Annotated in this window: 13 protein-coding genes; 4 read left to right on the top strand and 9 right to left on the bottom strand. The window is 52.6% G+C overall.

Going from position 1 to position 19,749, the window contains the following annotated elements:
• Positions 1–95 precede the first annotated feature (95 nt).
• The gene (locus LOC67_RS03610; protein ID WP_230261146.1) at positions 96–263 is read left to right on the top strand and encodes a hypothetical protein; all 168 of its coding nucleotides are present in this window, start codon (positions 96–98) and stop codon (positions 261–263) included.
• Positions 264–370: 107 nt separating this feature from the next.
• On the opposite strand, the gene LOC67_RS03615 is transcribed toward LOC67_RS03610, so the two are convergent.
• Both LOC67_RS03615 and LOC67_RS03620 read right to left on the bottom strand, forming a co-directional pair.
• Positions 371–1,663, bottom strand: a complete 1,293-nt coding sequence (locus LOC67_RS03615) for a division plane positioning ATPase MipZ (RefSeq protein ID WP_230261147.1) — start codon at positions 1,661–1,663, stop codon at positions 371–373.
• A 27-nt stretch (positions 1,664–1,690) separates the two neighbouring features.
• A complete protein-coding gene (locus LOC67_RS03620; protein ID WP_230261148.1) occupies positions 1,691–2,968 on the bottom strand; it encodes a hypothetical protein in 1,278 nt (425 codons plus the stop codon).
• Positions 2,969–3,318: 350 nt separating this feature from the next.
• Here LOC67_RS03620 and metH point away from each other — a divergent pair, with 350 nt between their 5' ends.
• The gene (gene metH, locus LOC67_RS03625; RefSeq protein ID WP_230261149.1) at positions 3,319–7,026 is read left to right on the top strand and encodes a methionine synthase; all 3,708 of its coding nucleotides are present in this window, start codon (positions 3,319–3,321) and stop codon (positions 7,024–7,026) included.
• Positions 7,027–7,205: 179 nt separating this feature from the next.
• Here the strand turns inward: metH and LOC67_RS03630 are convergent, their stop codons facing one another.
• Positions 7,206–7,922 (bottom strand): PEP-CTERM sorting domain-containing protein, encoded by a 717-nt coding sequence (locus LOC67_RS03630; RefSeq protein WP_230261150.1) that lies wholly within the window; start codon positions 7,920–7,922, stop codon positions 7,206–7,208.
• Positions 7,923–8,465: 543 nt separating this feature from the next.
• On the opposite strand from LOC67_RS03630, the gene amt reads away from it, so the two are divergent.
• Positions 8,466–12,128, top strand: a complete 3,663-nt coding sequence (gene amt, locus LOC67_RS03635) for an ammonium transporter (protein WP_230261151.1) — start codon at positions 8,466–8,468, stop codon at positions 12,126–12,128.
• Positions 12,125–13,228, top strand: coding sequence for a response regulator (locus LOC67_RS03640; RefSeq protein WP_230261152.1), 1,104 nt, complete (start codon positions 12,125–12,127; stop codon positions 13,226–13,228). Before amt ends, LOC67_RS03640 begins: the two co-directional genes overlap by 4 nt.
• Before the next feature lie 83 nt (positions 13,229–13,311).
• On the opposite strand, the gene LOC67_RS03645 is transcribed toward LOC67_RS03640, so the two are convergent.
• From LOC67_RS03645 to LOC67_RS03670, 6 genes are all read right to left on the bottom strand, one after another.
• Positions 13,312–13,794 (bottom strand): hypothetical protein, encoded by a 483-nt coding sequence (locus LOC67_RS03645; RefSeq protein WP_230261153.1) that lies wholly within the window; start codon positions 13,792–13,794, stop codon positions 13,312–13,314.
• A 113-nt stretch (positions 13,795–13,907) separates the two neighbouring features.
• Positions 13,908–14,513 carry a PEP-CTERM sorting domain-containing protein gene (locus LOC67_RS03650; RefSeq protein ID WP_230261154.1) on the bottom strand — a complete coding sequence of 202 codons (606 nt, stop codon included), beginning with the start codon at positions 14,511–14,513 and terminating at the stop codon, positions 13,908–13,910.
• A 318-nt stretch (positions 14,514–14,831) separates the two neighbouring features.
• Entirely contained in the window at positions 14,832–16,265 is a 1,434-nt protein-coding gene (locus LOC67_RS03655; RefSeq protein WP_230261155.1) for a UdgX family uracil-DNA binding protein, read from the bottom strand.
• Positions 16,266–16,271: 6 nt separating this feature from the next.
• Positions 16,272–17,531 (bottom strand): putative DNA modification/repair radical SAM protein, encoded by a 1,260-nt coding sequence (locus tag LOC67_RS03660; protein ID WP_230261156.1) that lies wholly within the window; start codon positions 17,529–17,531, stop codon positions 16,272–16,274.
• 203 nt (positions 17,532–17,734) lie between these two features.
• On the bottom strand, positions 17,735–19,177 hold the full coding sequence (locus tag LOC67_RS03665) for a VWA domain-containing protein (RefSeq protein ID WP_230261157.1): 1,443 nt from the start codon (positions 19,175–19,177) through the stop codon (positions 17,735–17,737).
• A gap of 154 nt (positions 19,178–19,331) precedes the next feature.
• Positions 19,332–19,748: a hypothetical protein gene (locus LOC67_RS03670; RefSeq protein WP_230261158.1), complete on the bottom strand. Its 417-nt coding sequence runs from the start codon at positions 19,746–19,748 to the stop codon at positions 19,332–19,334.
• Position 19,749 lies beyond the last annotated feature (1 nt).

The raw sequence follows: 19,749 nt of genomic DNA on the forward strand, positions 1-19,749 counted from the left end.
CCTGTATTCTCAAGTGCAAAGATTTAATAGCGGCTGCTTGGAAACCAGGGAAGTTCCGGCATTCAAGGCAGACGAAGTCCAGCTAGACTGCGAGCATGGAAATCACAGACGACGACAACGATAGCGAGTGGGTTGCGATCACACGGTTGCTCTGTGAAGTCGCTGGCGATGTCGAATCGGAAACATCGCAACTGCGAAACGCGATTCGGGTTCGATCAAAGACGTCTCGCAACGCGGGACGTTTGATATTGAGAACGCCGTAATCAACCGTGGCTCGGCTGACGCTGCTTTGGAATGATCCGTTTTAGTGCTTTACCTGGAAAGCTCGTCGTGGCGATCCACTGTCTTCAACTGGATTGAGCGAGTGAGATTAGACAAAGTTGTCAACGACGCCAATGCCTTGCACGCCTTGTCGTTTAAGCGATGCGGCGGCAAAAGAAATCTGTTTTTTGTCCGTTGTACGTGCATCACGAACAATCAGGCATGAGTCGACAGCAGAGGCGAGTCGTGCTGTTGCCCAGTTGTTCACACATGGGCCATCGAACAAAACGAGATCAAAGCATCGATGCAATTGATCGATCAAGCGGTCCAGGTCCAGTGATGTCGCCGGAAGCGAGCCTTCATCGGAATACAGCAGCGGCAGCAGTGTGACGCCGTCTTCGATTGAAGCGATCGCGATTGATTCCAAAGGCTGGCCTTGGCGAACTGCGGTGACCCAGTCGGATTCAACATCCAGTCGTACTTGTTCGGCCTGTCCAGGAGCATCCAAGTCAACATCAACAATCGCAACGGAAAGTCCTGTCGCGGCTGCAGCGATGGCTGTGCCAAGCGTTGTCGTGGAACGGCCTTCACCACTGCAAAGGCTGGTCACGAGCACGCTTCTTAGTCCTGCACGAACAGATTGACCGAGGTGATCGGCGATTGACCGAAAGAAGTTTTCATCGAAAAAGGTTTCGGCGACATGACGTGGGATCGAAAAAGCATCGACCTCCCATGCTGCTCCGTTCCAGCGATTGGAGCGGACGTTTGTCGATTCAGGTGCTGGCGAAACCGGCGGCGTTGTCGCTTGGTAGGTAGCCGCTTGAGATTCGATAGCCTGTTGGCGGGCGATCGCTTCCACGGTTGCCGCGTGATCTTTGGTGGGCTCGTGGTGTGGAGCCAAACGTTCGGGCAAAATCTCGGCTGTTGGATCGGGAATTGCCGGATTCGCTGCGGGTGGTTGTGCGGGTGCGGTGGCTGGCAGGTCGGAGATTGCTTCCGGACTGGGGGCTTCGATGCTGGGCATCTGAAGCAATTGATCGACATCCAGAGTCGTCGCTTGAAATCCGGTATCAAATGTCGGTGGAGCCATTGGTGCGGTGACCAAATGAGCTTCACTGTGATACGCGGTTTCCGGAGTTTGCGTTTCGGCTTGGGAAGGTGTCTGTTGGGGTGGGTGAGGCAGTGGCCGATCGATTCTTAGAACTTGATCGTTTTCGCCTTCCAGCCATTGTTGTGTTTCTTTGGTGGCAGCTGGTGTTTCGTTCGAAGGGACACTGCTTGGTTCGCTGTGCCCGTGTGGCTCGGTATTTGGCTGAACGTTCGCCGCGTCATCGTGAGTACGACCACCTTGTCCGGGACGCTGACGTGCGTAGGCACCGATGAAAGATTGTTTGATGCTCATAAGAATTCAATATCTCCGTCGCTGCGGTTATCGCAGTTCAGACGCTTCCCAAGCTTCGAGGATTTCGAGGAAGTTTCCGATGGGGTAGGGCGTACCGGTGTATTGCAAGCCTTCTTCTAGTTTCAGGCGATCTGCCATTCCTTGTGGCAAATCGTTGCCGAGCGAATCGTTGCTAGGGTCTCCGCGATAGGAAACAACGCGATCAACTGCGCCTCCATACAAAGGCTGTGATTGTTCGGTGGTATTTGCGTTTTCGAAAAATTGATTCGCTACGATCGGTTGGCCAACCGGGGCACTTTCGGATCCCGATTGATATTCGGTGGGCATCCCAATCGATGAAGGCATCGAACGTTCCACATCCATCAACGGGGTGCCTGGAAGGGTCGTGTAAGCAGCCGCCGAGTCAACGACGGGAGATTGCGTTACTGAACCGTCCGAGGTTGCGTTTTCCAATTGTGGGTCTGGCTGAACGATCACCGAGTCTTCATCCGCGGCTTGGGCAATTCTGGCCAGCAGATCTTCGGTGGCGTCTGTCTGATCGGCAGCGGGAAGATCAGTATCGGGCAGTGGCGGCGTGTTCGCAGACAGGTTGTCATCGGTGTCGGCTACTTCTGACGCAACCTTTTCGACGGGGTTGTCGCTGTTAGTCGAGTCGGCATCGATCGACTCGCCAGTGATCAAGATGATCGAGTCATCTTCGTTGATTGCCAATTCGGCGATCGAATCTTCGGAACTGGTTTCTGGAGACGACTTGCGGCCGAAGTAAAACGACAGTGACGCGAGGATAAAAACAAGAATCGTCACGCCGATGCGAGTTGGCCAAACCGATCGTTGGTCGTCGGCCCATTTCGGCTCAGCAGACTCGTGGTAGGCAGCGATTCTTTCGGGAGCGGGCTGATCGTGATCGGTCCCCGACGGTCCATATTCTGGAACCGGATTGTCGCCATCAACAAAGTTAACCGATGGTGCATGCCCATCGGGTGTGTAGGGTGGAGTCGACGCTAGCTTGCTGAAATTGCCAGACGGAGGGTCGATATGACCTGCAGGGGGCCCCGAGTGGGGGCTGTGGATGTCATAAAGAATGGTCCGTGAAGCCCTGCGACGACTTTCGCCTTCGGATGTGCAGTCGGGAAGTTCAAAAAGTGTGGGAATTTCCCCCGTGGGAGCACCTTGGCCGCTCGGATTCGGTCCCAAGGGCTTTGTATGTGGGTGCAGATGGTCGGGGTGCGATGACGCAGAATCAGCCCCTCGCCGATTTCGGCGTGAACTCTTTCCACTGTCGGTTGTGTCTCTGTCGTAGTCCATCCGTGAATTTCCGCAGCAAGATTTCTGCTTTTATCCGTCATTGATCGAATCGGAACGCGGTCATCCTGACGGTTTCCGAATCGCTTTGCCCGATCGTGTGCAACTTTTCTGTGTGCAATTTTCCTGAGGGACCGCCAAACTCCCTGGGGAATTATCGGTGGAGAACCCTACCGGTCTTCAGGCTATTGCGGAATAGCGGAACTTGACCGGTTAGGGCAAGGCTGATGTTCAGTGTCATTTCACCGAGGTCATTTCACCGAGAAGACCCCAAAGACGTCCGGCTTGTCGATTTAGCAGCTGGATAAGAGAATACCTCCCGACAAAACAACTCATATTTACGCCGATTGAAGATGCTCCAAACAGATTCCTCCGCCAATCTCGTCCAAGAATTGATCCGCGATCGTATCCTGCTGCTCGATGGGGCGATGGGAACCATGATCCAGCGGCTAAAGCTGGATGAAGCTGGAGTCCGTGCGGACCGGTTTGCAGATCACGATGCTAGCATCGACCTGAAGAACTTTAGTGACATCCTTTGTCTGACCCACCCGGAAAAAATCACGGACATCCACCGTGCCTACTTCGAAGCCGGATCAGACATCGTCGAAACGAATTCCTTCGGTGCTTCGCCTGTCGGAGCGATCGAGTTCAACATTTCCAACGACGTGATCGCCGAAATCAATCATGCGGCAGTGGCGTGTGCGAAGAAGGCTGCGCTGGAGTTCACCGAAAAGACGCCGGACAAGCCGCGATTTGTTGCCGGTTCCATCGGTCCGACGGCGATGCAATTGGCGATCAGTACCGACGTCGATGATGCGGCCCATCGCAAGACGACCTTTCAGGCGATGCGCGACAGCTATCGTTTCCAGGTCGAAGCCCTTGTCGAAGCGGGTGTGGATATCCTGTTGCCGGAAACCGCGATCGACACGCTAAATCTGAAAGCGTGCCTCTTCGCGATCAAAGATTTCTTTAATGCCGGTGGTCGGCGAGTGCCGGTGATGGTCAGCGGTACGTTTGACAAAGGCGGGCGGACTTTTGTCAGCGGGCAATCGGTCGAAGCATTTTTCACAGCGCTCGACCACTTCCCGATGCTGTCGATCGGAATGAACTGTGCATTGGGGCCGGACATTATGCGTCCGCACCTCGAAGAATTGTCGAACGTTTCCGACATTCCGGTTAGTTGCCACCCCAACGCCGGACTTCCCAACGATATGGGCCAATTCGATTTGGGCCCAAAAGCAATGGCCGACATCGTCGGTGAATACGCTGACAATGGTTGGATTAATATTCTTGGCGGTTGCTGTGGAACAACGCCGGACCACATTCGTGCAATGGCTGAGCGAGTCAAAGGACTGAAGCCAAAACAGGAAAGTACCGGACCGGTTTACACACGACTTTCGGGACAGTTGCCAATGGTCATGCGACCCGAGGTGACATTCACGATGGTCGGGGAACGCACCAATGTCACCGGCAGTCGCAAGTTTGCTCGTTTAATTCGCGAAGAAGACTATGACACGGCGGTTGATATCGCACGTGAACAGGTCGAAAACGGCGCGACAATTATCGACATCAACTTTGACGATGCATTGCTTGACGGTGCCGAAGCGATGACGCGGTTCTTGCGATTGATCGCAGGCGATTCGGTTGCGGCGTCGGTACCGGTGATGATCGATAGCAGCAAGTGGGAAGTCATCGAAGCGGGACTGCAAAACGTTCAAGGGAAAGCGATCGTCAATTCGATTTCCTTGAAAGACGGCGAAGAGACGTTTCTTCAGCGTGCGAGGTTGGTGCGTCAGTATGGTGCGGCGGCTGTGGTTATGGCCTTTGATGAAAAGGGTCAAGCTGCGACGGAGGAAGACAAGGTGCGAATCTGCAAACGCGCCTACGACTTGCTGGTCAGCCAAGCAGACTTTCCACCAGAAGACATTATCTTTGATCCCAATATTCTGACGGTCGCGACCGGGATCGAAGAGCACAACAACTACGCGGTTGATTTTATCAACGCGGTTCGCCGGATCAAAAAAGAGTGTCCCGGTGCGAAAACCAGCGGCGGTGTCAGCAATATCAGTTTCTCGTTTCGGGGGAACGATCGTGTGCGTGAGGCCATGCACAGTGCGTTCTTGTACCACGCGATCGAAGCTGGCTTGGACATGGGGATTGTCAACGCAGGGCAGCTTGATGTTTACGAAGAGATTCCCAAGGACTTGCTGGAGCATGTCGAGGACGTACTGCTAAATCGTCGTGACGATGCAACCGATCGTATGCTGGAATTTGCCGAAACCGTCAAAGGAAGCGGCAAAAAGAAATCCGGTGAAGATTTAGCTTGGCGTGATGCTCCTGTTGCCGAGCGGATGAAACACGCATTGATCAAAGGTATCGATCGATTCATCGAAGAAGATGCTGAGGAAGCACGTCAAAACTTTGACCGTTGCTTGCAGGTGATCGAAGGTCCGTTGATGGGCGGCATGCAAGTCGTTGGCGACTTGTTCGGCGAAGGCAAAATGTTCCTTCCTCAGGTTGTTAAATCGGCGCGGGTCATGAAAAAGGCTGTGGCCTATCTGGAGCCGTTCATGGAGGAAGAAAAGCTAGCGGCCGGGTTGGACCAGGCATCGTCACGCGGCAAGTTTTTGATCGCGACGGTCAAAGGCGACGTTCATGACATCGGCAAAAACATCGTCGGTGTCGTGTTGCAGTGCAATAACTTTGAAGTCATCGATTTGGGCGTGATGGTCAGCTTCGAAACCATCTTGGATGAAGCGACCAAGAACGGCGTCGATATGATCGGTTTGTCCGGTTTGATCACACCGAGCCTGGATGAAATGGTGACGGTCGCACGCGAGATGAAGCGTCGCGGCATGAGAATGCCGCTGCTGATCGGTGGCGCAACGACAAGTGCGAAACACACCGCGGTGAAAATTGCACCCGCCTACGAAGGGCCGGTCATTCACGTCACCGACGCGAGCCGCAGCGTAGGCGTTGTCGAAAGCTTGCTCAGTGACGACCTGCGGAAAGGATTCATTCAAAAGAATGATGAAATCCAATCACAGCTCGCAGCTAGCTTTCGTGAAAGAAACCAAAAGTTGGTGTCGTACAAGGATGCCCTTGAGCAGCGATTCAAAACCGATTGGGCAAACGTGCGAATCGACAAACCGTCGTTTACCGGCACTCGAGTTCTAGAGGATTACCCTCTTGCCGAAATTCGCGACTACATCGACTGGTCGCCATTTTTCATGACTTGGGAATTGAAGGGGAAGTATCCCAAAATCTTCAGCGACCCCGTTGTCGGTGAAGAGGCAAAAAAGGTGTTTGATGACGCGCAGCAGTTGCTCGATCAAATCATCGCAGACGGTTCGATCAAAGCTCGTGCCGCGTATGGCTTTTGGCCAGCAGCCAGCGATGGCGATGATGTCGTTCTGTTTACCGATGAAAGTCGCCAGACCGAATTGACACGTTTCCATTTCCTTCGCCAGCAATGGGAACGCAAAGGTCAGAAAGATTTTCGGTCGTTGGCTGACTACGTCGCCCCAATCGAGAGTGGACGCGAAGACTACCTGGGTGGTTTTGTTGTTACTGCTGGGATCGGTGCCGAAGCATTGTCGATGAAGTACAAGAAGGCTGGTGACGACTACAACGCGATCATGGTCCAAGCGGTCGCCGATCGTTTGGCCGAGGCTTTCGCAGAACTGTTGCACCAAAAGGCTCGACAAGACTGGGCGTATGGGAACGAGGAAGCATTGTCCAACGATGAACTGATCGACGAACAGTATCGTGGCATACGTCCCGCGGCTGGTTATCCCGCCTGTCCCGACCATACCGAGAAGCGAACACTGTTTGATTTGCTAGATGCCGAGCAGAACACGACGGTGGAACTAACCAGCTCATTCGCGATGACGCCAGGTGCAGCGGTCAGCGGTTTGTACTTCGCGCACCCAGACGCAAGGTACTTTGCTGTCGACCGTATGACGAAAGATCAGATCGAAGCGTATGCGAAGCGAAAAGGTATGCCTTTGGAAGAAGTCGAACGTTGGTTGTCACCCAACTTGGCATACGACCCTTCGTAGTCATGCCTCAATCGCATGACTAAGCTGATCGGCTTCATCGCTTGGCCAATTGCAAGCTGATCCGTCGAGCGATTCCAGCGACTCAGCAACAAAACAACCCTCCGGGCTGCGGAGGGTTGTCTCGTTGAATCTCTTTTAGGATGCCAGTCTTGAACTGGCGGCAGGATTGATCTGCCAGACTACACTCGGCGACGTCGGTAAAGGCATACCGATGTGGTGATGGCCAAGAAGCTCAATGCCGTCGTCGGTTCTGGTACAGTGACGTTGCTAGAGAAGCTGACGTTGTCGATTCCAAAGGTATCGACGAAACCGCCAGCACCTGATGTTTCGGGAGTAAAGGTCAGTTCGCTGAAGGTTCCGGTGTCGTCCACAATCCCGAAGAAGAGGACTTTCTTAGCAAGTCCATTCGGGAATTGGCTACCGATATTGGTGCCATCAATACTCAGCTCGTATTGGTCGCTTTGGTCGTTGTCGAGAAACAGAAAAGATGCTGCGTTGACCGGCTGATTGAATTTAAGTGTGACACTCGGGCCAAAATCTGCATCGCCAGTTAATTTGACCAAAGGGGTGTCAATTTCTTCGGTCCAACCAAGGTGGGTTGATGTTGTGAACGGGGAAAGGCCAGCCGCAGAAAACCCAGGTGACACGTAGAAGGCCGTTGATCCGAGCGCTCCGCCGCCCGCACCAGCGGTTTCGACTGACTTTGCAGTGAAACCATTGAACGCGTGTTCGATATCGTCGCCCAGCAATCCGGCGGCGTAGCCTTCGAAAGTCTCGGTTTCGAAAAACATACCCGCAGTTGCGTTGTTGAACGCAAGCTGATTGGAGTAGAAGGTGAGTCCCGCCTGAGAACTGGTTGCCCATCCCGCAATCAGCAGCAATAGCCAAAGACGCATGTCTTCTTCCTTCGAACATCAATGTAGGTCGTACCGGTTGTGCGGATTGCAGGTTAACTACCGGCTATGACGTCGTCGAGAGACTTTGGTGGTCGACGACGTTCTTCACGACAATATTCACACGTCTTGGATGTTCCCTTTGTCAAATCCAGTTCTGCAGCAGGGGGCGATGTCTGCAGGGAAGGTGGGTGGCGGGCGATATCGATCAACGGAGCTAGCGGTTGGTCTGAAGTAGGCTTCGTGCTGTGCCGTCACGGATGGCAATAAAGTTCGTGTGATTCGCCAGAGGGTTTGCCTCCATGCAGTCGACGTAATCACTTGATGAGGGGGTACATCGCCCCATCTTTAACTGTGCTGTCTGTTAGTACTCATACCGTCGTGTCTGTTAGCAGACGCCGAACACCGACGCGAACTGTTGTAGCGTTTGTGGTGACGCGAATCACTTTTTCCATGACCTAGGCTGCATCGAACGTTTTTCATTCGAAAGTTGTTTGCATGCGACGGCTTCGATGATCAGGGCACTGGCGACGGGGCACGGTAGTCATGGGGAATTCACAAATCGATTTGGTTTGGGTGCTGATTTGTACCGGCCAAGTCTTAATGATGCAGGCAGGATTCTGTTTGCTCGAGAGCGGGTTTTCGCGAGCCAAGAACAGTATCAATGTCGCCGCCAAAAACTTGGCCGATATTTGCGTCGCGATGCTTTGCTTTTGGATCGTCGGCTTCGGACTGATGTTTGGTCAATCCAATCAAGGATGGTTCGGTACGACAGAGTTTTGTTTTGAAGCCGGCGGGGCGAGACTAACCGCGTTCTTCCTTTTCCAAGCAGCATTCTGTGGAACGGCGACCACGATCATCTCGGGGGCCGTTGCTGAACGGATGCGTTTTCGTGCCTACCTGTTCGTCTCTGTCTTCGTTAGCGCGATCATCTATCCGATCTGTGGGCATTGGGCATGGGGAGGAATCTTTAGCGGGCAGTCCATTGGCTGGTTGGCTGAGTTGGGCTTTGTCGATTTCGCCGGAAGCACAATGGTGCACTCTGTCGGTGCTTGGACGTCGCTCGCTGCAATTCTCGTGATCGGTCCTCGACTGGGGCGTTTTAGTCACAAACGCGGACCGATTCGCGGCAGCAGTCTGCCCAGCGCGGTCTTGGGCGCCGTCTTATTATGGTTTGGCTGGTTGGGATTCAACGGCGGCAGTGTCTTGGGACTGTCAGACGAGGTGCCGAAGATCCTTTTGAATACTTGCTTGGCTGCCGCGTGTGGTGGATGCCTTCCGCTTTTGGTTTCCAGCCTATTCGGAAAGACTTTCGAGCTGTCCGATACGATCAACGGAGTCATCGCAGGCTTGGTCTCGATCACTGCCTGTTGCCATGCGGTAAGTCCTCTGTCTTCGATCGCAATCGGCTCCGCTGGCGGATTGATCTGCATGGCGTCAACGCAGTTGCTTACCCGATTGAAAATTGATGATGCGATCAACGCGATTCCAGCCCACGGTGCTGCCGGTGTATGGGGAACGCTTGCCTATGCAATCTTTGCTGATCCGGCTCTGTTCGGTCCTGGCATTAGCCGTTGGGATCAGTTGGGCATCCAAGCAACTGGCGTCGGAAGCGTCTTTGTCTGGACGTTCGGAATTAGCTCGATCACTTTTGCAGTCGTTAACCGTTTTTGGCCGATGCGAGTTGATCGGAAATCAGAGTACTACGGATTGAACACAACCGAACATGAAGCCAGCACGGAATTGGTCGAGTTGCTCGGAAGTATGAAACAACACTACCAATCCGGGAATTTTCGTCGTCGCGTGCGACGTGAGCCTTTCACCGAAGTCGGGCAGATCGCGACGGTCTACAACCGGGTGATTCATCGCGTTCATTCGGAAATCACCGCACGCGAAAATGCCGAAAACCAGTACCGCGAAATTTATCAGCGAGCATTAGAGGGGATCTATCAAACGACTTTGGAAGGTCGTTTCATCAAGGCTAATCCAGCTCTAATCGAATTGTTGGGATACGACAACTTAGACGAACTGGTCAGTTCGATAACGGACCTGGCGACGCAGTGCTACGTCGATCCGGAACGACGTCATGAATTTATGCGTCGAATGTCTGCGGCAGGAAAAGTTAGTGATTTCAGATCCGAGATTCGAAAACGCGGCGGGGAGACACTATGGGTTAGCGAAAACGCAAGGATCGTCTGCACCGAGGCGGGGGTGCCACTCTATTACGAAGGAACCGTTGCTGACATCACCGAACGGATGACCGCTGAACGTTTGCAATATGAAAAAGAACAGGCCGAAGCAGCCAACCAGGCGAAGAGCCAATTCCTTGCAGGTATGAGCCATGAAATGAGAACGCCTTTGAACGGCATCATTTCAATGCTCGACTTGATCGAAGAATCAGAAAGCGAAGGTCAACGAGAACGCTACCTGCGAATCGCGAAGCAGTCTTCGAAGTCGCTTTTACAGCTAATCAATGACGTTCTCGATCTCTCAAAGATCGAAGCAGGGAAGCTTGAACTTGAACGACAGATCTGCGATGTCGGTGAAGTCGTCGATGAGGCTGTCGAAATGCTGTATCACCGCGGGCATGAAAAGGGTCTGCAAATGGTGCGAGAGATCTCACCCGATGTTCCGTCTGACTTTGTCGGGGATTCAAACCGCTTGCGACAGATTTTGGTCAATCTTATCGCAAACGCTGTCAAGTTTACCGACCGTGGTCACGTCACAGTAAGTGTCGAACCTATCCAGACAAGGGGCAGTTCCGAAGCGTTACGTTTCGAAGTCGTCGATACAGGTGTCGGGATCCCTGCCGATCGGGTTGATTTGATCTTTGATTCGTTTGCACAAGCTGATTCGAGCACGACACGCTGCTACGGCGGAACCGGGTTGGGGCTATCTATCTGCCGCCAACTCGTTGATTCGATGGGTGGGCAGATCGGTGTCGAAAGCAAAGAAGGTCTAGGTTCAACATTCTGGTTTGAATTACCGGTACAACGCGACGGATCAAGGCTGCGATCAAGAATCGAGCGATCGACGGATTCGAATGAGAAACGGTCACTTTTGCAATCGCTCCATGTTCTGTTTGTCGGTGAAGACAGTCTCGAAAACAAGATGATCTATGACGATCTAGATCGTTGGGGGGCAAACGTCCGTTGGCAGCGCAATACCACTGACCTAAATTCGCTGCCGAATACCACAGAACCATTTAAACTGCTTGTCGCGTGTGATTCGATCGTCAGTGGAGTAAGCCATCCCAAAGAATGGGATGCAATTCCACACCGTCTGCTGATCGGTAGCAATGAATCGGACAACACGTTCTCGGTTGCATTGGCGAGACCGATTCGTTCGTCGCAGTTGCTAGACACGATTCATTCTTCACTGGCGTTAGAATCACAAAACGACGACGCTACAAAAGCAGTGACTTCGTCCCGACCCTCTAACTTCGGAGGCGGGCGTCAAGTCCTCGTCGTTGATGACAATGAAGTCAATCGCATCGTTGCATCTGAACTGCTACGCTCCCTAGGTTTTATTCCCACCGCTGTCGAAAGTGGCAGACAGGCAATCAAGGCATTGCAAGCGGCATCGTATAGCGTTGTCCTGATGGACTGCGAGATGCCCGAGATGGATGGATTCCAAACGACAGGGCGGCTGCTTCAAATGCACCGCGAAGGATTGTTGGATGCCGCAGCGGATCAACCGCTCGTGATCATCGCGCTGACTGCGCAAGCTATCGCCGAAGATCGGACGCGATGCCTAGATGCAGGGATGGATGACTACCTAACCAAGCCAATCGTTCGTGAACAGTTTGCATCGGTATTGTGGAAACACCTCGGCGCACCACCCGTTGCACCAGAAGGACCGCCAATCGATTTGGATTCGGTCGTGGACCGTTGTGGAGGAAGCGAGGAAGCCGCCTTTGAGGTGCTGCGTTTGTTCTCCGAGCAGGCAATGACAATCGGATCGCAACTGACTGCCGCTGCTGGCCAAACAGCCAACGATCCAGGATCGATACGTGACGCGGCTCATTGCTTGAAAGGGATGGCAGCGAACGTTTCGGCCTGTCAGATAGCCGAAACGGCTGGCAGTATCGAATTGGCGACGAGCAAGGATTCTTTTACGGCGCTGTCGTCAACAGATACAGAGCAGCTACGTGATCGGATCGAACGCTGCGTCGACTGGATCGAGAAAACGTTGCAGGAGCAAGCATGAGCGATTTAAAGATCCTACTGGTTGACGACGATCCGGTAACGCGATCGATGTTGAAACATACCCTGAAAGCCAATGGTTATCGCACCGATGACGCCAGTGATGGGCATGCCGCACTGGAGAAGTTGTCCGAGCAATCATTCCAAATCGTTATCAGCGATTGGAATATGCCACGCATGGATGGCTTGGCTCTGTGCGAGCAGATTCGCAAACATGATAGTGAAGGATACATCTATACGATTTTGTTGACGTCCAACAACGCGATGGAAGATCGTGTGACGGGGCTTCGGTCTGGAGCAGATGACTTTATCGGAAAGCCTTTCAACAAAGACGAATTGCTCGAACGTGTCGCGGCGGGCGAACGCGTGCTCAGTCTCGAAACTCGCGAAGCTTTGATCTTTGCTTTGGCAAAATTGGCCGAGAGCCGAGACACTGACACCGGATTGCATCTAGAAAGGGTGCAGCGATACGCTCGCTTCTTGACTCAGGAATTGATCGCCGATCCAGAGTTCGTTGACATCATCGACGAGGAATTTATCCAACTGGTTTATCAGACCAGCCCGCTGCACGATATTGGCAAAGTCGGAATTCCAGATAGCGTGTTGCTACATCCTGGAAAGCTGACACCGGAACAATTCGAAGTGATGCAGTCGCACACAATTATTGGTGCGGAGTGTTTGGAAGGTGCGATCGCAAAGTCGCCCAATGCAAAGTTTCTGCACATGGCACACGATATTGCGAGATCTCATCACGAAAAATTTGATGGCAGCGGGTATCCGGATGGACTTGTCGGTGACCAGATTCCACTTGCCGCCAGGATTGTCGCCATCGCCGACGTTTATGACGCACTGCGATCGCGGCGAGTCTATAAAGAAGCCTTCAGTCACGAAAAAGCAATGCAAATTATTTGTGGCGATTCAGGATCACATTTTGATCCTCGACTGGTCGAAGCATTCGAACGCATTGCTCAACAGTTCGCCGCAATCGCTTCCAGATTTGCAGAACCTGACGAGGCATCAGAGCCTGTTGATATTGCTGAAAAACCCGATGAAGTCACGATTGAGAACCGCAAGGACCTAGGGCTGCAGCTATTGGGAACTTGATACAGAATCGGAAGCGATGTGGGCCGTTGACCTATGCGGTGCGGACCTTATCGCGCTGTAGCGAGAGTGGGATCGGCAGGAAGCTAGCGGGCAATCGAGGCAAACTCCATCTGATTGGTCGCGATACTCGAAGACGAAGCGACAACCGAGTCTGCGTTGATAGCTGGCGTTTTTTGCCGCGATTGAGTCACGCCGAATGCCATCGTGTGAGCGGCCCATCCAGTCCACAGGAATGTTACCAGGATCATTCCAAGCAACACGCCATGTGAATAGGTCGACACCCAGCAAGAACGGTTTCGCAATAGATACAGTAACGCGGCAACGTGAAGGGTTAAGATTGCGAAAACCGCAGTCGTGTTGCTATCGAGCCAATTGGATACGATCGCAGCCAATTTGAAATTCGCTGTCGGCGTTACCTGAACTGACGCGAAAAAGTCGCTAAATACCCAGTTCATCCGAACAACAATCAGGTACATCATCGCGAAGGCGACGACATGTGTTGCGATTAAACCCGCACCGCGGAATCCATCGCGGCGCTCGCTTGTTGGGATTGCGATGCTGTTCATCAATCGAAACTCGCTGCTTAAAGTGCTGACGTGAAGTAAATCAAGGTGTGAGCCAATATCAGTAAAGTCAGCATCTAGCGTGATTATCCGATCAGCGATGCTGGTCGGAGTCCTCAGTTATGTCGTCGTCGGCGGCGGATGGATGCTGCACCTAAGAACAATCCACAGAGCGCGAAAGAAGATGGCTCAGGAACTGTCGCGGCAAACAGATCGACATCGGGAACTGCGGGAATAGCGGTGACACTGAGTTGTTGGGTCAGCGGAGCGAATAAAAATTGTGACCCACTGCCCATCGATCCGAATCCGACAGCGAAGCCACTGGCGTCGATAGTCGTCTCACCCGCACCCGTGGCGAGAGCGGAGAACGAGAAACTCGATTGTTCCACCAAAGGCACTGAAATCATAAGCTTGGAAAGGTCGCTTTTCCCAAGTCCAAAAAACGAGTTGACGGAGTTGGCAGAACCTTGTTGAGCACCGATCGGATTTGCCAGTACGATATTTTCAGGCAAATTAATTCCAACGCCCCAGAGGGCTCCCATCCCTGGTTGCAGACCGTTCAACTTGACGTTGACGTTGAACGTTTTTCCAACTTCGACGTGATTGTCCTGTGCCCCCTCTATGGACAGTGCGAGTGTCATCAATCCTGCACTTGCTTGCTGTGAACTAGCTAAAACAGCGAGTGAGAAGGCGAAGAATGCAATCTTTCGGATGGAGTTCATTAGTTGGCTGTCGTCTAAGGAGTCGATATTTGGGGCAAGCGCCGGAGCACATCGGATTGCAATTGCTGTGCCGGTTATGAGATCGACAGAAAATGAGCGTCAAGAAACACAGCCAAATGAATGAGCACCTATAGATGATTGGATCGCAAATAGTAGAAGCCGATTCAGGAACGGAGCTGAGCCATTCCGAGTCGCTTCGATTAACTTTGGATCACAGCCTTGTCGAGGAGCCTCTGTCGGCCAAACGACCGAAGACGATTTGTCGCCAGTGAACTATCCAACACGATGAAAGGATCATTCGCGAAAGAAGCGGCGGTACTAGAGGGCATGAAAAGCTTTGGCAAATTCGCCGATGTCAGACTCGAATTCGCGACGCATTTCGGCAGCTTTATCTTGCGGAGCACGCAGCAGTGCTGATGGATGGTAGGTCGCTAGTGTTCGGTCTGCATATGGCGATGAATACCACTGTCCGCGTTGTTCGGTGATGCGGAAGTTCGGACCAAAGATGACTCCCGATGCGCTCGCGCCAAGACACAGAATAAGCTTGGGGCGGATCGTTTCAAGTTCGGCTTGTAACCAAGGTCGGCAAGCTGCAACTTCACGCGCTGATGGCTTTTTGTGTAGTCGGCGTTTTCCGGATCGAGTGAATTTGAAATGCTTGACCGCATTGGTCATGTAGATTGTTTGCTCGTCGATTCCGGAAGCGTGAAGAACTTCTCGAAGCAACTTGCCTGCTGGTCCGACGAAAGGTTGCCCCATTTGGTCTTCGTTATCGCCTGGTTGTTCGCCAACAAGCACAGCCCGCGAGTTTTCTGGCCCTGAACCGAATACCGTTTGAGTCGCGTCATGACAGAGCGCGCAGCCTTGGCAGGTCGCCGCAGCTTCACGAAGTATTGCGATATCTTTTTGCTGTGGAACGAAAGACTGTGCACTTGCGATTGAGTCGGTGTACTGAATCATTTGCTCGACGCGGCGTGGGGCATCGCGCAACATCGGTTCGATCAGTTCGGTTTCTGGCATTGTTGCCCAATGCTTTTTGGGCATTTCCGCTTGCATGGCCTTCAGCTTGATACGAGCGGGGTTGAAGATGTTTGCGTAGTAGGTTTTCCAAAGCTCTTCAATTTCATCGTCTGCAGGAGCTGAGCTGCGGGGCAAGCCTTCAGAGAATGTCAGCTTGGCCCCATCCCAATGACAAGACTCATCGGGCGTCAGAATTGACCATCGCATCACGTCAAAGCGTCTGCAGAAAAAGTCAGCGACATAACGCAACACATAGTGATCCGGGCGATGCCATGCGACGAATCGCTCACCATCATTGTCACGAAAGCTACGGAAACGAACAAACGCTTTCGTCTTGTGCGCATCTCGTCGCACCGCTTTTTCCATCGCTGCCAATTCGATCACATCAGGATCGCTGGCAATGCTTAGCAGGTGTTTTTCCCCATGAGACAGACGCCACAAGATGCCATAGAGATTCTCCCAGCGAGATGGTGAGCGATGGAACGAGACCGTCTTTGCGATTGATAGGAACGACGCCGGAACATTGATGGTCCGATTGGAGTTCGCCAAATCAGCAGGGAGGGGCAGGGCAGGGGAGAGCGGTACCGATGTACCGAATAAGTCCTGCTGTGCCTGAGTCGCCAAAGAACGATGATCGATCCAGCGAATCGCTGATGGTTCGATTTCGGCTTGCAAGAATGTACGAGCTGATAGCCGCCAATCATCAAACGTCGTTGCCGTCACACTATGCATTGTTGATCAAACTTGGCCGTTTCCGGCACTTTCCAATGCATCGAACAACATGAGTTGACGCTGTTTGGGCTGAGTTTTTTTCTTTAAATCGAGACTGTCGATTTGCAGCGGCCCTGGGTGTCGGTCAGCCGTAATTACAAACGGTCGGGCGCGTCTATAAACGACCCCTAGACGTGAAAGGTCTTCGTCACGAATGGCGTGATGCCTCCGAGTTCGAAGGATGCGTTTCACACCGCGTTCACCAATTCCCGGAATCCGAAGCAGTAGCTCGCGGGACGCTTTGTTTATATCGATCGGAAACATGTCGCGATGGGCCAATGCCCACGCATGTTTGGGGTCGAGATCGAGAGGTAAGTTGGCTTGTTCTGGCGTGGTTAATTCGGCAGCATCAAAGCCATAAAAACGAATCAGCCAATCCGCTTGGTATAGCCGGTGTTCGCGTATCAATGGCGGTGCTGATCCGGGTAACCGCGAATCGGCATGCGGTATAGGGCTGAACGCACTGTAGTAAACCCGACGCAGACGATGAGTTTGGTAGAGCGAACTGCTTGTGTCCAGAATTTCGCGATCGCTGGTGTCCGTAGCCCCAACAATCATCTGCGTGCTTTGGCCAGCCGGAGCGAATTTTGGCGTTCGAATCCCTATTCTTTGGTCGGTTGCGATTTCATCACGACGGACATGGATCTTTCCCATCGTCCCTTCAATTTCGTCACGTTTCTTTTCCGGCGCGAGCGTATGAAGGTCTTTAACCGTTGGGAGTTCGATATTGACGCTAAGTCGGTCAGCATAAAGTCCGGCCTTTTCAATCAGATCTTCACTCGATCCGGGAATGGTTTTCAAGTGAATGTAGCCACGAAACGATTCCCGTTCACGAAGTGTCTGAGCGACAAGCACCAATTGCTCCATCGTGTAGTCTGACGATCGAATGATTCCGCTGCTCAGGAACAGGCCTTCGATATAGTTGCGGCGGTAAAAATCCATCGTCAGACGCACGACTTCTTCGACCGACATGCGAGCCCTTGGCGTATCACTGCTAACCCGGTTAACACAATACTGGCAGTCGAAAATGCAGACGTTTGTGAGTAGGATTTTCAGCAGCGATACGCATCGACCATCAGGTGTGTAGCTATGGCAGATCCCCATGCCTTCGGTGCTGCCCAGGCCCCCGCGGCTGTCTCGTTTGGAACCACTGCTCGCACACGACGCGTCGTATTTGGCGGCATCGGCCAAGATTGAAAGTTTGGATTCGATTGATGAAGCAGACAAGTGACGTTCGGTAAATCAACAGTTCGGTGCAGACAGGTCCATCGATCCGCTATCGAAGGTTTGGAACCATTGTTCTGGCGAGGCAAGAGAAGATTTCTTGCTCAGGAATAGAACCGATAGAAACGACGAAGGACAACCGCAGTGACACTGCGTTCGCTAACAATTCAAGAGCGACAGTGAATCTGGCAAGGTCGCGAAATTCATCAATCGACAACGCGACACTCGCCTCGGCTCGGTTCAGCCAGTTGGCGAAGAAATGATTCCATCGGAGGTTCAACAGAAATCGCGACTGTGTTGATCGTGATGTTGTGAACCGCGTTGCGTCGCAGAATGTCCAACAGGATGGCCGAAGGATTGACCAATGCGCCAGTTGTAGGCTGTCCGTCGGTCAGCATGAACACGGCTTCCAGTTGAGAATCAAATTCAAGAGCATTCCGCAGAGCGGCATAGGTATTGGTCCGATTGCCACCGGAAAGCTTGGAAACAAAGTTGATCGATTCACGTTTGTTTTGCTCGTTGGCTTCGACCAGCATTGATCGCCAAGGACGAATGGCCGTATCGAACACGATGATTCCGAATTCGCATTCCGGATCCAATCCTTCGATCGCTGCGATCAATTCCCGTTTGGCTTTGTCCATCCGTGATTGACCATAGACAACCGAATTCATACTGCCGCTTCGGTCGAGCACAAAGAGCAGCCTTTTGGCGTAGATTTCGATGCCGTAGTAGTGCGAAGGAGATAAACGTTTCTGACGCAAATAGGACACCGCCGATTGTCCAGGCGAAAGGTTCATCTTTTGCGGCAATTCAAGCGTACTTGCTACCTGATTCGATGTTTTCGGATTGCCATTTAGCTTTTTGATTGCGTCTGCCAGAACGTTGATCCCGCTTTCCAGCTTCATTTCCTCATCATCTGGGAGGCTCGATGCGGAATTCAGTCCAAGAGAGTCTCGCCATTTGTCAAACCTCTCCTTGTCGCCCAAAAAGCCTGCGGCGGTCACTTCGTTGAATTCTTTCTCAAGAAGATAGGCAAGCTGTCCATCGACGTGTGCAGACAATCGTGCAAGAGCTTCCCAAGCGTCTGGATGGTTCATTTCCGTTAGGGCACGTGCCAGCACAAAACGGAATCCATAGCTGTCAGGGAAGTGATCTGAGTCGATTAACTTCTCAAGTTGTTCGATCGAATTGTGGTGTTGATGGTGGCCCAGCGATTGTGCAGCGGCCATGATCCAGGTCGGACGCGGCATGTCGAGCAATTCGCAAAGTGCTTGAGTTGATTCGGGCCGATCCATTTGACCAACGAACTGAATCATCAGCAGAACACCCTCGGGTAATTCTGGTTCGTTCTTACCGGCCGGGCCACGAAAGCGGCGGTCATTTCGTAGCAGTTCCAGCGATGCGATCACTGTTGGCAACGCATCAAGCCGGCTTTGGTAATCTGCCGGAAGCGAGTTTATCGTGTTAACGCGAAGGTTATCGTGCCGACCGACAAGCTTTTGTTGAAGTCGAATACTAACCGGCTCATCTGCAGAGGCTGGCGTCAGGGCAAAAGCCATTGCCAGCAGCCAGGCTACAAAAGTTTGACGACCGCTTGGTGGATCAAGACGTCGCGTTTGAGGTTTCGCCGATCGTCTAGAGGACTCCATTGTCTTCGCTCGTTCTACGTTTGTTCGATTAGTCACAAACATATAGCTCGGGACCTGCAAACCTTTGGCTTGGGAGCTGGCGGTCTGCAATCGAACCGTTTTGAGATTCTTCCGCTAACCTATGTTAGCGGTTCGTCAGCAGCCGGGCAAAGCGTCAGGCGGATTCGTCCAGTTCCAGGTAGACCTCGCCGTTCAGAATCGGGGCGACTTCGGGGTGAGGGCGCGAATCGTTGTTTGTGATTTCAATCATCAAACGATTCGTGGGAGCCAGATGATTTTTGATTTGGAGCTGGATTGGGTCAGACAGTTGGTTGAGGCCTGCCTCTGGTGAGGTCCAGATGATGTTGTCGTTCAGCGAGATTTGTCCCGATGTCCCGGCCATCGCGGTGACAGTCAATTGAACCCTTGAGTGATCTCCCAGCCCTGTCGGGCAATTGAAGCGACGTTCATATAGTACCGTCTGTGTCTGCGGAGAATGAAAATCGCTCGTGTCGGGAACGTCGCACCGGACTGGTTGAGCATCATCATTGGTCTGTCGCAACCAGGGGCGTCGCAATCGAATAACGTGCATG

The organism is Stieleria sp. JC731, from assembly GCF_020966635.1.
GTDB lineage: Bacteria > Planctomycetota > Planctomycetia > Pirellulales > Pirellulaceae > Stieleria.